Annotated in this window: 10 protein-coding genes; 3 read left to right on the plus strand and 7 right to left on the minus strand. The window is 75.3% G+C overall.

The window, feature by feature from the left end:
* Positions 1-112 precede the first annotated feature (112 nt).
* From ACVWNX_RS10690 to ACVWNX_RS10700, 3 genes are all read left to right on the plus strand, one after another.
* On the plus strand, positions 113-2182 hold the full coding sequence (locus tag ACVWNX_RS10690; protein ID WP_454414710.1) for a TPM domain-containing protein: 2070 nt from the start codon (positions 113-115) through the stop codon (positions 2180-2182).
* A gap of 157 nt (positions 2183-2339) precedes the next feature.
* Positions 2340-3056, plus strand: a complete 717-nt coding sequence (locus ACVWNX_RS10695) for a PspA/IM30 family protein (RefSeq protein WP_454413667.1) — start codon at positions 2340-2342, stop codon at positions 3054-3056.
* Between the two features lie 110 nt (positions 3057-3166).
* Positions 3167-4408 carry an FAD-dependent oxidoreductase gene (locus ACVWNX_RS10700; RefSeq protein WP_454413668.1) on the plus strand — a complete coding sequence of 414 codons (1242 nt, stop codon included), beginning with the start codon at positions 3167-3169 and terminating at the stop codon, positions 4406-4408.
* A gap of 148 nt (positions 4409-4556) precedes the next feature.
* Here the strand turns inward: ACVWNX_RS10700 and ACVWNX_RS10705 are convergent, their stop codons facing one another.
* The 7 genes from ACVWNX_RS10705 to ACVWNX_RS10735 form a co-directional block, all read right to left on the minus strand.
* Positions 4557-7415, minus strand: coding sequence for a SpoIIE family protein phosphatase (locus tag ACVWNX_RS10705; protein ID WP_454413669.1), 2859 nt, complete (start codon positions 7413-7415; stop codon positions 4557-4559).
* A 162-nt stretch (positions 7416-7577) separates the two neighbouring features.
* Positions 7578-8033 (minus strand): ATP-binding protein, encoded by a 456-nt coding sequence (locus ACVWNX_RS10710; RefSeq protein ID WP_454414711.1) that lies wholly within the window; start codon positions 8031-8033, stop codon positions 7578-7580.
* 459 nt (positions 8034-8492) lie between these two features.
* The gene (locus ACVWNX_RS10715; protein ID WP_454413670.1) at positions 8493-8885 is read right to left on the minus strand and encodes a (deoxy)nucleoside triphosphate pyrophosphohydrolase; all 393 of its coding nucleotides are present in this window, start codon (positions 8883-8885) and stop codon (positions 8493-8495) included.
* Between the two features lie 56 nt (positions 8886-8941).
* Positions 8942-9121 (minus strand): SPOR domain-containing protein, encoded by a 180-nt coding sequence (locus ACVWNX_RS10720; RefSeq protein WP_454413671.1) that lies wholly within the window; start codon positions 9119-9121, stop codon positions 8942-8944.
* Between the two features lie 517 nt (positions 9122-9638).
* Positions 9639-10391 (minus strand): GntR family transcriptional regulator, encoded by a 753-nt coding sequence (locus ACVWNX_RS10725; RefSeq protein ID WP_454413672.1) that lies wholly within the window; start codon positions 10389-10391, stop codon positions 9639-9641.
* A gap of 285 nt (positions 10392-10676) precedes the next feature.
* Entirely contained in the window at positions 10677-12077 is a 1401-nt protein-coding gene (locus tag ACVWNX_RS10730; RefSeq protein ID WP_454413673.1) for a DUF4190 domain-containing protein, read from the minus strand.
* Between the two features lie 521 nt (positions 12078-12598).
* Positions 12599-14200, minus strand: coding sequence for a S8 family peptidase (locus ACVWNX_RS10735; RefSeq protein ID WP_454413674.1), 1602 nt, complete (start codon positions 14198-14200; stop codon positions 12599-12601).
* Between the last annotated feature and the right edge of the window lie 365 nt (positions 14201-14565).

Genomic DNA, 14565 nt, shown 5'->3' on the forward strand with positions numbered 1-14565 from the left:
AAACGTGACGTCCCCCAGGAGTCGGTCCCCCCGGACCCCGGGCGCGCCCCGCCCGGGGTCCGGCGCGCCGCGCCCCCCGTGGACCCTCCGACGGGCGACGGCCGCCACCGTCCTGCTGGGCCTGTGGCTGGTCCTCGGCCCGGCCACGGGCGGGATCACCCACGCGGACGACCCCGTCCCGCTCTCCCGCACCGGACAGATCACCGACACCGTCGGCGCCCTCGGCGACCGCCGCCCCCAGGTGACGGCCGCGCTGGACCGGCTCGACCGCGACCAGGGGCTCCAGCTGTACGTGGTCTACGTCCGCGACTTCTCCGGGCTGCCGTCCGGCGAGTGGGCGGACGCCACCGCGCGGCGCGGCGGACTGGGCCTCGACGACCTGCTGCTGGCCGTCGCCACCCACGACCGCCGGTACGCGTACTCCGTGGACGAGGGGGTCCGGCTGACCGACGCGCAGCTCGCCGCCGTCGCCCGGACCGCGATCGAACCGGCGCTGCGGGCGAACGACTGGGCGGGCGCCGCGATCGGCGCGGCCGACGGGATGGACGCGGTGCTGGCGGGACGGCCCGTCCCCACCCCGGCGCTCACCCCCGGCGACCCCGACCCCGGCACCCTGCTCGGCCCGACGGTCGGCGCGGGCGACTTCGTGCTGCCGGTGGTCGCGGTCGGCGCGGCCTGCGCGGTCGCCGTCTACGCGGTGGCCCGCAAGCGCCGCCGGGCCGCCGCCCACCGGGACACCGGCACCGGGCCCGGCGGACGGCCGCCCGGCGCGCCGGGCCCCGCCCCGCTGCCCGAACTGGACGCCCGGGCCCGTCGGCTGCTGGTGGGCACCGACGACGCGGTGCGCACCAGCGCGGAGGAGCTGGGGTTCGCGACGGCGCAGTTCGGGGAGGAGGCCACCCGGCCGTTCGCGGAGGCCCTGGCGGCCGCCCGCGCCGAGCTGACGGCCGCCTTCCGGCTGCGCCAGCGGCTCGACGACGCGGACCCGGAGGACGACGCCGCCCGACGGCGGATGCTGGACGAGATCGTCGCCCGCTGCGGGGAGGCGAACCGTCGGCTGGACGCCGAGTCCGCCGCGTTCGACCGGCTGCGCGCCCTGGAGAAGTCGGCGCCCGAGGCGCTGGAGCACGCCGACACCGCGTACCAGCGGGTCAGCGCCCGTACGGAGGGCGCGCGGGAGGCGCTGGAGCGGCTCGGCGCGGCCTACGCCCCGGCCGCCGCGCTGCCGGTGGCGGGCCATCTGGAGCAGGCGCGGGACCGGCTGGCGTTCGCGGGCGCGGGTCTGACGGCGGCCCGGGAGGCGGTCGCCGCCGGGGACCACGCCCGGGCGGCCGTCCGGCTGCGGGCCGCCGAGGGGGCCGTGGACCAGGCGGAGACGTTCGTGACGGCCGTGGAGCGGCTGGCGGAGGAGACGGCGGCGGCCGACCGGGCGCTTCCGGACGCCCTCACCGAGACGGAGACGGACCTGGCCGAGGCGCGCGGGGTGCTGGACGGCCCGGCGGACCAGCTCCCCTCGGCCGAGCTGCGGGGCCGGGTGGCCCGCGCGGAGGCCGTCGTCCGGGACGTGCGGGCGGAGCGGGCGGCGGGCCGCTACAACCCGATCGGCGCGCTGCGCAGGCTGGAGGAGGCGGACACCGCGCTGGACGGGGCGCTGGCCGGGGCCCGGGAGCGGGAGGCGGCCGAGGGGCGCGCCCGGTCGCTGCTGGGCCAGTCCCTGCTGACGGCGCGCAGCGCGGTCGGCGCGGCGGCGGACTACGTCACCACCCACCGGGGCGCGGTGGGCAGCGCGGCGCGCACCCGGCTGGCGGAGGCGCAGCGCCACCTCGACCGGGCGGAGCGGGACGACGGCGGGACGGCGGCGGCGCTCGCGGACGCCCAGCGCGCCGACGCCCTGGCCGGTGAGGCGCGGCGGCTCGCGGAGCGCGACGTCCGGTCCTACGGCAATCCGTACGGCGGGCGGGCGGGTGGCCCGGCGGGCATCGGGACGGGTGGCGCGGTCCTGGGCGGACTGCTGCTCGGCGAGGTGCTGGGGGGCCTCGGGCGGGCGGCGGGCGGGGGACGGTTCCCCGGCGGTACGGGCGGTCCGGGCGGGGGACGGGGCGGAGGCCGGGGCGGGCTCGGTCCCGGCAGTTTCGGCGGCGGCGCCACCCGGGGCCGCAGAAGCGGGGGCGGCCGGTTCTGACCGCTCCCACCCGGTCGCGTTCCACACCCGCCCGCAGACGACCGGCGCCCACCGGCCCCGTCACAAGCCACCGGCACCCACCAGCACCCGCCCACAAGCCACCAGCACCACCAGCACCCGTCCGCAGGCATCCCGCACTCACCGAAAGGTCACCCCGATGGGCAGCAAACAGACCGTCCTCGGCCGGGTCACCCAACTGGCCCGCGCGAACATCCACGCCCTCCTCGACCAGGCCGAGGACCCGCAGAAGATGATCGACCAGCTGATCCGCGACTACACCGCCAACATCGGCGAGGCGGAGGAGGCGGTGTCGGTGACGATCGGCAATCTGCGGCTGCTGGAGCAGGACCACCAGGAGGACGTGGACGCCGCCGCCGAGTGGGGCGGCAAGGCGCTCGCGGCCAGCCGCCGGGCGGACGGGCTGCGCGCGGCGGGGGACGCGGCGCAGGCCGACACCTTCGACAACCTGGCCAGGGTGGCACTGGAACGGCAGCTGCGCGCGGAGCGGGAGGCGAAGGACGCCGAGCCGGTGATCGCCGCACAGGGCGAGGTGGTCGCCAAGTTGCGGACCGGACTGGACGAGATGCGCCGGAAGCTCTCGGAACTCAGCTCGCGGCGCGACCAGCTGGTGGCCCGGGCGCGGACGGCCGAGGCCCAGAACCAGATGCTGGACGCGGCCCGCAGCGTCGACGTGCTCGATCCCACCAGCGAGCTGGGCCGCTTCGAGGAGAAGATCCGCCGGGAGGAGGCCCGGGCGCTCGGCAGACAGGAGCTGGCCGCCTCCTCGCTGGACGCCCAGTTCGAACGGCTGGACGCGCTCGGCGACACGGCGGAGGTGGAGGCCCGGCTCACCGCCCTCAAGTCCGGCACATGACCGGGCCGGTGACCGGCTCCGGGTCCGAGCCCATGACGCCCGCGAGGCACTCGTCCGGACCCATGGACGGACCCGGCCCCGGGCACAGGGCCGGACCCGGGCCCAGGCACATGACCGGCCCCGGGCCGGGCGCCGCCCGCGCCGCCCCGCTGCGGATCGTCGTCGCCGGGGGCGGCATCGGCGGGCTGGCGACGGCGCTGAGCGCGGCGCGGCACGGCCACCGGGTGACCGTGCTGGAGCGGCGCCCCGCCTTCACCGAGCTGGGGGCGGGCATCCAACTGGCCCCGAACGCCTTCCACATGCTCGATCTGCTCGGGGTGGGCGACGCGGTGCGCGCGCGGGCGGTGCACATCGACGAGTTGCGGTGCATGGACGGGACCACCGGCGAACGGGTCGCGAGCCTGCCGCTGACCGGCGCCTACCGCCGCCGGTTCGGCAACCCGTACGCGGTGGTGCACCGGGCCGATCTGTACCAGCCGCTGCTGGACGCCTGCCGGGACCAGGAGCGGGTGGAGCTGCGCACCGACAGCCCGGTGGCCGGGTACCGGCAGGACGGGACGGGGGTGACGGCGGTCCTGGAGTCCGGGGAGGGCGTCGGCGGGGCGGCCCTGATCGGCGCCGACGGCCTCCACTCCACGGTCCGGGAGCAGCTGGTCGGGGACGGGCCGCCGGTGGTGTCCGGGCAGACGATCTACCGTTCGCTGGTGCCGATGGCCCGGGTGCCCCGGGAGGTGCGGTGGAACGCCGTGGTGCTGTGGGCGGGACCGGGCTGGAACGTCGTCCACTACCCGGTCGCCGGGGGACGGCTGCTGAACCTGGCGGCCACCCGGGACGACGGCGCCACGGTGGAGGTGGCCGGGGAGCCCGCCGCGAAGGACCACGTACTGGGCCGGTTCCCCCGGCTGCACCCGGCCGCGCGACGGCTGCTGGAGCTGGGCGAGGAGTGGCACAGCTGGGTGCTGTGCGACCGGGAGCCCCGGGCCGGGTGGACGGACGGCCGGGTGACCCTGCTGGGGGACGCGGCCCATCCGATGCTCCAGTACGCCACCCAGGGCGCCGCGATGGCGCTGGAGGACGCGGTGCTGCTGGGGAGCCTGCTGGACTGCGGCCGGGAGGCGGTCGCCGGACGGCTGACGCGGTACGAGGCGGAGCGGCGCGAGCGCACCGCACGGGCCCAGCGGGTCTCACGGAAGCTGGTGCCCCGGGTCTTCAATCCGTCGGGGGCGGCGGCCGAGCGCCGCAACGCGCTGCTGTCCTCGCTGTCGGCGGAGGACTTCCACGAGAAGATGGCCTGGCTGCACGACTTCCGCACCCCCCTGCCCGCCCGGACGGCCCCCGGCCCGGACCCCTGACCCGCGCTCCCCGGACGGCCCCGGCCCGGACGAGCCGGACGGCCCCGGCGGGTCAGCCGGCCCAAGCCCGTCAAGCAGGCCAGCCGGGCCATCCGGGTGAGCCGGGCGGCCGGGTGAGCCGGGTGGCCGGGTGAGCCGGGTGGCCGGGTCAGAACATGCTCATCAGCGCTTCGGCCAGGTCGACCGGGTCGCCGTCGCCGTCGGGCAGCCCCAGTTCGAACCAGACCGTCTTGCCCCGGGGGGTGCGCCGGGTGCCCCATCCGGCGGAGAGCAGTCCGACGAGCTGGAGCCCCCGGCCGCCCTCGTCGGTGGCCCGGGCCCGCCGTCGGCGCGGCTGGACCAGTCCCGCGTCCCAGACCTCGCACACCAGGGTCCGGTCGAGCAGCAGCCGGAGCCTGATCTCCCCCTCGCCGTACCGCAGGGCGTTGGTGACGAGTTCGCTGACCAGGAGTTCGGTGGTGTCGACCAGCGCGTCGAGCCCCCAGGACTCCAGCTGGGCGCGGGCGTACTCACGGGCGCGGCCGACGCTCTGCGGCTCGGGCGGCAGCGACCAGTCCCCGACCGAGGCCGCGGGCAGTCCCTGCACCCGGGCCATGACCAGGGCGATGTCGTCCTCGCCGTGCCGGGTGTCGAGGGTGCCGAGGACGTGGTCGCAGACGTCCTCCAGGGGGCGGGCCGGTTCGGTGAGGGCGCCGAGGAACGCCTGGAGGCCCTCGTCGAGGGCGTGGTCCCGGGACTCGACGAGCCCGTCGGTGTACAGCGCGAGGAGGGCGCCCTCCGCGAGTTCGACCTCGACCTCCTCGAAGGGCTCCCCGCCGACGCCGAGCGGCATCCCCGGCGGCACGTCGAGCATCATCGCGGACTCGCCGGGCTCCACCACCACGGGCGGCAGATGGCCCGCGTTGGCGAAGGTGCAGCGCCGGGTGACGGAGTCGTAGACCGCGTAGACGCAGGTGGCGAGGTAGACCTCGGAGAGGTCGGCGTCCCGGGGGGTGCGGGTGGCCTGGCGGACCCCGCCGGGGGTGCCGAGCCCCCGGGCGACCTCGTCGAGGGCGGCGAGCACCTCGGCCGGTTCCAGGTCGAGCAGGGCCAGGGTGCGCACGGCGGTGCGCAGCTCGCCCATGGCGACGGCGGCGCGCAGTCCACGGCCCATGACGTCCCCGACGACGAGGGCGGTGCGGTGGCCGGGGAGTTCGATGACGTCGAACCAGTCGCCGCCGACCTCGTTGGCGGCGTTGCCCGGCAGATAGCGGCAGGCGATGTCGAGTCCGGCGGCCACCGGGTTGTCCGGCGGCAGCAGGGAGCGCTGGAGGAGCAGCGCCCGCTGGTGCTCGCGCCGGTACAGCCGGGCGTTGTCCATGGACACGGCGGTGCGGGCGGCGAGTTCCCCGGCGAGCGAGCGGTCCCGGTCGGTGAAGGGTTCGCTGCCCTTGGTGCGGGTGAACTGGACGACCCCGACGACCGTGTCGTGGGCGATCATCGGCACGGCGAGCGTGGAGCGGATGAGTCCGCCGGGTTCGCCGTCGACGAGCCGGGGGCGCCCGCTGCGCAGCGCGCTCGCGAACGGCGAGGCGAAGTCGAAGTGGTGGGTGGTGCCGACCTTGACCGGCGCCCGGCCGTCGGCGAACGGGGCGTCGGCGACGGCGCTCGCGTAGGCGACCCGGCGCAGGGTGCCGCTGCCGCTGCCGGTGTCCGCCGCGCTCCACGGTCCGGGCGCGGCGCCCTCCCCGTCGAGGAGCCCCTGGTAGAGGTCGACGGCGGCGAGGTCGCAGAAGCCGGGGACGGTCACGTCGAGGAGTTCGCGGGCGGTGGCCTCGATGTCGAGGGAGTTGCCGATCCGGGCCCCGGCCTCGTTGAGGAGGGCGAGGTTGCGGCGGGACTGGGCGGCCTCGCGGGCGGCGGCGTGACGGCGGGTCACATCGGTGCCGAGCCCGGCGACCCCGATGGGGTGGCCGCCGCCGCTGTACACCCGGTAGAGGTTGACGGACCAGTGGTGGCGGTCGCTGGAGCCGGGGACCGCCCCGACCAGCTGCATGTCGGTGACGGCCTCCCCGGTCTCCAGCACCCGGCGCAGCGCGGCGGCCATCCGGTCGGCTTCCGGGCGGGGCAGGTAGTCGTGGACGGTGCGGCCCCGGTGGTCCTCGGCGGGCCCGCCGAAGGCCGCCGTGAACTGCCGGTTGGCGTGCTGGACCCGCAGGTCCGTGCCGAACAGCACGAACCCGAAGGGCGATTGCCCGAAGATCGCCTGCGAGGCGGCGATGTCCGTCTCGATGCGGCGCAGCGCCCGGACGTCCACGACGATGCAGACGGCGGCGCGTTCGCCCTTGGCGTTCTCGGTGGGCATCACGTACAGCTCGGCCACGCCGACCCGGCCGGGGTCCCCGTGGTCGCCGGTGAACCGGGGCGCGGGGGCGGCCGCCGGGACCCGTCCGGTGGCGGGGGGGCCGGGGCGGGGGCGGGCGCCGGGGGCGCGGGGCGGCGCGGTGACGGCGGCCGAGCGGGTGCCGGAGCCGTCGCGGCCCGGTGGCCCGTGGCGGCCGGAGCGGCCGTGCTCGGGGGCCGTGGCGGACGGGCCGGGGCCGGAAGGGGCGACCGGGCCGGAAGAACCCGCGGACGAACCGGAAGGAACGGAAGGACCGGCGGAGGAGGCCGGGCCGGAGGGGGCGTCGGGCGGGGGCAGCCGGAAGGGCACCGTGCCGGTCCACTCCCGGCCGTCGAGGACCTCGGCCATGGCGCGCTGGCCCCGGGCGCGCAGCTCAGGCGGGACGAACGCCTCGATGGGGTCCTGCCCGACGGCGGTCGAGGCGGGGATGCCGAAGAGCCGCTCGGCGCGGGCGCTCCACTGGTCGATCAGTCCGTCGGGGCCGATCGAGAAGGAGGCCACCTTGATGTGGTCGTAGAGGGAACCGGGCGGTGTGCCCTGCCACATCACGTCGTCTCGTGTCCCACCCGTCGCGCCCTCCGACGCATGACCCGACACAGTGACCCGCGCTGGTATCTCGCTCACGCGAACCGTCCCCTCCAGCTCACCGCGCCCCGGCACCGGTCACCGGTGGCGGCTGTCCCGCAGTATCCAGCACAACGGCCCCGCGCAACACGGTGTTCACGATCACAGCTCGGTCCCGACAGTTTTTGGTCCGGTCAGGACCGACCGGCACCTCTCTCCCTTCTAACCCGGCAGAGCCAGCTCGAACCACACCGTCTTGCCCGACCTGCCCGGACGGGTCCCCCAGCGGCGGGAGGTCGAGGCGACGAGCCGCAGTCCCCGGCCGCCCTCCGCCTCGGTGTCGGCGTGGTGCCCCCGGGGCGGCTCGGGCAGGGGTTCGGGCAACGGGTCGGAGACCTCGACCAGGAGGGTGCCGGGCGGGCGCGGCGGGCGTACCAGCCGTACGCCGATGGGCCCGGACGCGTACCGCAGGGAGTTGGTGACCAGCTCGCTGACGAGGAGGACCGTGAGGTCCCCGAGGGACTCCAGTCCCCAGTCACCGAGTTGTCCACGGACGAGGGCGCGCGCGTCGCGGACGGCTCCGGGGTCGGCGGGGAAGGTCCACTCGACGCGGCTCGCCCCGTCCCGGCCGTCCGGACCGGGACCGTCCGGGTGCCCTGGGCCGTCCGGACGGTCCAGGGTGTCGGGAGCCTCCCGGTCGCCCCGATCACGATCGGTCTCGATCACACCGCATCACTTCCCTGGACATCCGCGACATCCGCGCGACCCCGCCCGGATTCATATGCTTAGTGAGCACATACCCGATATGCGAGGGGCTCTATCCAGCCCGGGGCGCACAGAGGGACGGGGAGCGCGCGCGGCATTCACACAGGGCGCACGGTAATGTCCCCGCGCCCTGACGACGCACCCCACGACACGGCCGGGACCTGAGGGAATGACGGGACGGGCGGCCCTCTCGGCCGCCTTCGCCACCCAAGGGAACGAAAAGGCAAAAATACCGTCAAGCCGCCCGTACACCCGGGGCCGCACGACATCCACGGGGTCGCTTCCGCAGGGACGGCGGGGGAACGGCGGGTTCGCGCCGGCGGGCTCCCGGGGGCGGGGCGGGGCCCGTGCCGACGGCGGGGTCCGGACGGGTCAGCCGTGCCGTCGGAGCACCTCGCGCACGGCGGGGACGTCCTGGTCCAGCCAGTCGACGGACCACACCTCGTCCGGACCGAGCCAGCGGAGCTCGTCGTGGTCCTGGAGCGGACGGGGTTCGCCGGACAGCAGCCGGGCGGTCCACACCCTGAGCACATAGCCGGGTTTCAGCGGCCATTCACCGGGGACCGGGGTCAGCTCCCCGACCTCGACGCCCAGTTCCTCGCGGAGTTCGCGGACCAGGGCGTCGACCGGCGGCTCCCCCGGCTCGACCTTGCCGCCGGGCAGTTCCCAACGCCCCGCCAGTTCGGCCGGGGCGCTGCGCCGCGCGGCCAGCAACCGCCCGCCGTCGTACAGGGCTCCAGCGACGACCACCACGCACCGATCCACGCCCGGGAGCCTACGGGACGCGGGGTCGCGAGGCCGCAGGGCCGCGGGCCGGGCGTTCAGGGGCCGCTGGGGGCGACCCGTTCCACCCAGTACAGCTGACGCTGCTCCCGGGAGTCGAGGCTGTCGGCGGCCTGCTGGGCCTCCGCCCGCGTGGCGTACCGGCCCACGCGATAGCGGTTCCCGTTGTCGTCCTCCCGTATGACGAGCCAGGGCAAGGTGGCCGTGCTCTCGGTCATTGCGCCCCTTCCCTCCCTCCCCCTGGCCGGTTCCTTTCGCCGGTCAACGGGGAAACCGCAATCCGCATATGCCTGAGCCTACGCCCGACCTTTACTCAGCGGTTACGTCTTTTCACGAAGAGGTACGCAACCAGCCAAGGACGGCGGGTCGCCGACCCGTCCCGCGCGCCCCCTCGACGCGACGGCGCTCCCGTCGAACGCCCTGCACCGCTCCCGGAGCCGGACCGGGTCACCGCGCGCGCCGTCCACCCGTCCACACAAAACCCCTCAGCCCCCATGCCTCAGCGAACAAGTCCCCGCACCCCGCCCCGCACACCTCACCGTCACAGAACGGCCAGATTCCGCCCCCGAACAGACCAGGACGATCCCGAATGAACCACACCCGGAACCGAGCGGTCCCGAGCGGTACCGAACGTTCGCCGACGCATCCGCGCCATGCGAGGACCACCCCCGGAAGACGGGGAACGCCCGCCACGCGCACGGGACCACCTCCCGTACGCCACCGGACGACGTCCGGCTACCGCACCGGCAGGTGGTACGCCACCCGGTACCGGTCGGCGGGCACGATCAGGTCCGCCGTCTCCACGGCCAGCCCGGAGGCGTAGAACGTGCGCCGGATCTCCATCACCACGTGTCCGGGCGCCCCGCCCAGCGACAGCAGTTCGTCGGCCTGCCCGGGGCGGGCGCCGACCTCCTCCGTCACGTTGTCCACGACGACGTCGATCGCGGCCATCCGCGCCACCACCCCCTTCCCCTTCAGGGGGCCCTCCTCGGGGAGCATCACCGGCGTGCGGCCGGTGACGGCGAGCGGTTCCCAGGAGGTGGAGAGCATCATGACCTCGCACCCGTCCCGGTAGACGTACCGCGTCCGCATCACCCGGTCGCCCTCGGGGACGCCCAGCCGCAGCGCGACGCCGGGTTCCGCCCCGGTCTGCTCGCTGCGGGACTCCCACGCCCCGTACGGGGAGTCGTCCGCCTGCTCCTGGCGGAAGGGGGTGGGGCCGCCGGAGGGGCGGTAGCCGGAGCGGGCGATCCGGCGGGGCTCGGGCCGCTCCCGCACATAGGTGCCGGAGCCGGACCGGCCCTCCACCAGCCCCTCCGCCATCAGCACCTTGCGGGCTTCCAGCGCGACGGTGTCGGAGACCCCGTACTCCTCGCGGATGCGGGCCTGGGACGGAAGCCGCGTATGGGGCGGCAGCGAACCGTCGATGATCTTCTTGCGCAGTTCCCCCGCGACCCGCAGATACGCCGGCCGATCACCGAATGTCACTGACCCTCCCGCCGGGTTGACGCACGGCGACAGGTTCGCAACGTTCGGTACGGCCGTGCAAGCAAAGGCCAGAGAATCACTCGAAGTGATGACATGGCTTTACCCAGGGGTTTTACCCAGGTATAGCAGCATCGGGAGGGGAGTGAGGGAGCGCGGGGCGGCCCGGGCCCCGGCCACCCCGGCCCGGGCGGGGAGCGCCGACGGGCCGGGCGGAAAGCCGGACGGGAGCCGGACCGGAGGGTCCGCAGGCCCTGGAGGCCCGGAGGCCCCAGGGCCCCGGAGCCCTCAGACGGCCGCGCCGCTGCCGCCCGAGCCCGTCGCCTTCCCGGACTCTTCCGACTTCCCGGGCTTCTCCGGCTTCCCGGGGGCGTCGTCGAGGCCCAGCGCGCCGGTCAGCTCCCGGGGCGGCCGGACGCCGAGGTCGAGCGCCTTGCGGGCGGGCACCGCGCGCGAGGGGTCCACCAGGTTCATGCCCCGGTCGTAGTGGAGGTAGTAGGCGTCGGCGTCCCGCGCCCGGGCGGCGCGGTCCCACGCCTTGCGGGCCTCGTCCAGATCCTTGATCAGGGCGTTGACGGCGGGCGCGCTCCCGGCCTTCCAGTCGTGGGCGCGCAGCGCGTCCCGCTGGGCGCGCAGTTCGCGGGACATGGCGACGGCCCACTTCTTGTGGCCCGGCAGGTCGTCCTCCACGTAGGTCGCGTCCGGGGCGGCGTTCAGCCCCTTGAGCAGATGGTGATCGGCCCGCAGGTACGCCAGCTGGTCGGCGTCCCGCATGGCGGCGTCGTTCCGGAGCGAGCCGGTCAGCCGGGTCTCGCCGTCGGTGTGGCCGAACACGCAGCTGACCTCGCGGTCGCCGAGCTTCCAGCTCTCCCGGGTGGGGGTGAAGTAGTAGAGGTCGACGTCGTCCGGCAGGGTCCAGGAGTCCATCGCGTAGGCGGAGCCGAGCACCTGGCACCGGTCGTCCGCCTGGTCCCACAGCTTCTGGTCGCCGGGGAACGCCGCCCCCGCGCCACCGGCCACCCGGTACGTCCCGAACGCCTCGCCGTCGTGCGGGTCGCCGCACGGCACCTCGTCGACGTCGTAGGTGATTCCGTCGATCCCCCCGGACGGGGTGGTGAAGCACTCGCCCTTGCTCACCGAGAACGTGGGACGGGCCGCTTCCTCCGCCGCCTCCTTGAAGCCCTTGGTGAACTCGCCCCACCCGCCCCCGATCAGGGCCAGGCCGTACAGGACGACGCCGAGGCAGGACAGCGCGATCCCCCAGACCGCCATGGCCTTGCCGCGTTCCCCGGTGCGGCGGATCCGGAAGAGCGCGAGGACCCCGAAGACGGCGCCGAGCAGCGGGACGAAGCAGAGGATGCCGAGGACGAGCGCGGCGATGGCGAAGCCGTTCACGGGCGGCGGTACGGGCGGCCCGCCGTACCCTCCGCCCCAGGGTCCGTAGGGGCCCGGGGGGTCCTGCGGCCCGTGCGGACCAAACGGGCCGGTGGCCCCGTACGCCCCGCCGGGACCGTAGGCCCCGGGCGGCTGGCCGTGGGGGCCGTATCCGCCGCCCGGCCCGGACTGACCCCGCCGACCGTCGTGGGCGCCGTCGTCGGACGGGGGCGCCCACGGGTCGTCGTCCTGCCCGCCGGGCCGCTCCCAGGGCTGCTGCGGACTGCCCGGACCGGGCGGCGGGGGTATCGACACGGGTGGTGCTCCTGGGCTCGGGCGGGGGCGGCGGTCACTCGGCGGTACCGCGGTGGATGGCCCACGCATCGTATGCGGCGGCGCTGACACCCGGACGGCCGGACCCTCGCCAACCGCCCTTATCCGGAAGATCCGGCCGATCCCTCGCCTACCGGGACGGGGCGCCCCGGGCGGGTGCCCCGGGTCGATCGCCTCGCAACGGATTCCGAACCGGGTACCCGGGCGGACGCCCTGACGGAGTTCCCGGGAACGACGACGACCACGCGCCGCGTCCCCGTGACGGCCCGGGGGCCCGGTCACGGGGACGCGGCTGGTGCGGGTCCGGCGGGCCGGCCTCCGGTCGGCGGGGTGGCGCCGGGGGCGGGGGCGACCGGGTTCCGGAGGGGGCCGTGGGGGTGGCGGGTGGCGCCGGACCCACGGCCCCGGCCGGGACCGTCAGACCTGTCGGATCAGAACCGTCGGACTCACCAGGACTGTCCGGCCTGCGATAACCGTCAGACCTGTCGGAACCGTCGGAACCGTCAGAACTGGAGGGCCCAGGCGTCGATCTTGCCCACGTCGGCGGACGCGTTGTCGGTCACCCGGAGCTTCCAGGTGCCGTTGGCGGTCTCCGAGGAGGCGTTCACCGTGTAGGTGGCGTTGATGTTGTCGCTGGAGCCGCCCTCGTTGAACGCCTTCAGGGTGTAGGCGGTGCCGTCGGGGGCGATCAGCTGGATCTGGAGGTCACCGACGTAGGTGTGCTGGATGGTGACCGGCACGGCCAGTGCGGAGGGCGCGTTGCCGGGGACGCCGCTGACGGTGACCGGCGACTCGACCGTGGCGTGGTCGTTGATCGCGAAGTCGGCGGTGTTCTCGAACCGCGGGCCGGGCGGGTTGGTGGTGCCGCCGCCCACGTTCAGGAGCCGGTTGGGCGAACCGGTGCCCGGGTTGCCGACCACTCCGGTGGTGGCGGAGGCGACCAGCGCGGCGGAGACCTGCGCGGGCGTCGCCGTCGGGTTGGCCTGGAGGTAGAGCGCCGCGGCACCGGCCACGTGCGGGCTGGCCATCGAGGTGCCCGAGATGGTGTTGGTGGCCGTGTCGTTGGTGTTCCAGGTCGAGGTGATGGAGCTGCCCGGGGCGAAGAGGTCGACCAGGGACCCGTAGTTGGAGAAGGACGAACGGGCGTCGGTGTTGGTGGTGGAGCCGACCGTGATGGCCTCGCTCACCCGCGCCGGGGACTGGTTCGAGGCGTCCACGTTGGAATTGCCGGCCGCCACCGCGAAGGTGACGCCGGAGGCGATGGCGTTGCGGACGGCCGCGTCCAGGGTCGGGTCCGGGCCTCCGCCGAGGCTCAGGTTGGCGACCGCGGGCTTGACGGCGTTGCGGGCGACCCAGTCGATGCCCGCGACGACCTGCGCGGTGGTGCCGGAGCCGGAGTTGTTGAGCACCCGGACGCCGACGACCTTCGCCTTCTTGGCGACGCCGTGGGCGGTGCCCGCGACGGTACCGGCGACATGGGTGCCGTGGCCGTGGCCGTCCTGGGCCACGTAGTCGTTGTCGATCGCGTCGTAGCCGTCGGAGGCCCGTCCGCCGAAGTCGCCGTGCGAGACCCGGACGCCGGTGTCGACCACGTAGACGGTGACGCCCTCCCCGGCCGCGTCCGGGTAGGTGTACCGGCCGTCCAGCGGCAGGTTCCGCTGGTCGATCCGGTCCAGGCCCCACGAGGGCGGGTTGACCTGGGTGGCGTTGGTGGTGAAGGTCCGGTTCTGCGCGACGCTGGCCACGGCCGGATCGGCGGCGAACTTCTCCGCCTGCGCCTCGGAGAGGGTGACCGCGTAGCCGTTGAGGGCCTTGGTGTACGTGCGCTGGATCTTCGCCCCGTACTCCCGTGCGAGCGCCTTGCCGGCCGCCGAACCGGCCCGGGCCTCGCTGGGACGCAGGGTGACGATGTAGCTGTTGTCGATGGTGCCCGGAGCCCCGGCGTTGAGGATGCGGGCCTCCTTGGGCTCGGGGGCCGCCGTGGCCGGGAGCGCGGTGACGGCGCCGAGCGCGAGGGCCGCCGCCACGGCGGTCCCCAGGCTGCCGAGCACTCTGCGCCGCACGGGGTTCGTGGTGCGGGGCCCGGCATCGTTGTGCAGTGCCATCCGAGGGTTCCTCCTCATCGATGGAGCGCTGGTGGGGGGTGGAGCGTCGTTGCGGTACCGCGGGGTGGTGCGCCGTCTCCCGCGCGGGGCGGGGAACGGGGCGACGGACCGTCCGGGGGGGAGCAGGACCGGTTCGACAGGGTCATGTCAACCGCCGCCCGAGGAATGATTCAACGCCCCGGAGGAATTCCACAAGGGCTGTGCGCGCTTGTAACACTGAGGCCACGCACCCGACATGACAGTCCGTCAGGGCACCTCCTCAACCCCTTGGGACCCCTCCCGCACCGCCCCTCACAGCCGTGACGCCCCGCTCGGCCCCGGACCGTCCCGCCCCCGCTTCCGGAAACCGACGGTCCGACGCGGGG

It is taken from the genome of Streptomyces sp. JNUCC 64 (genome assembly GCF_054484115.1).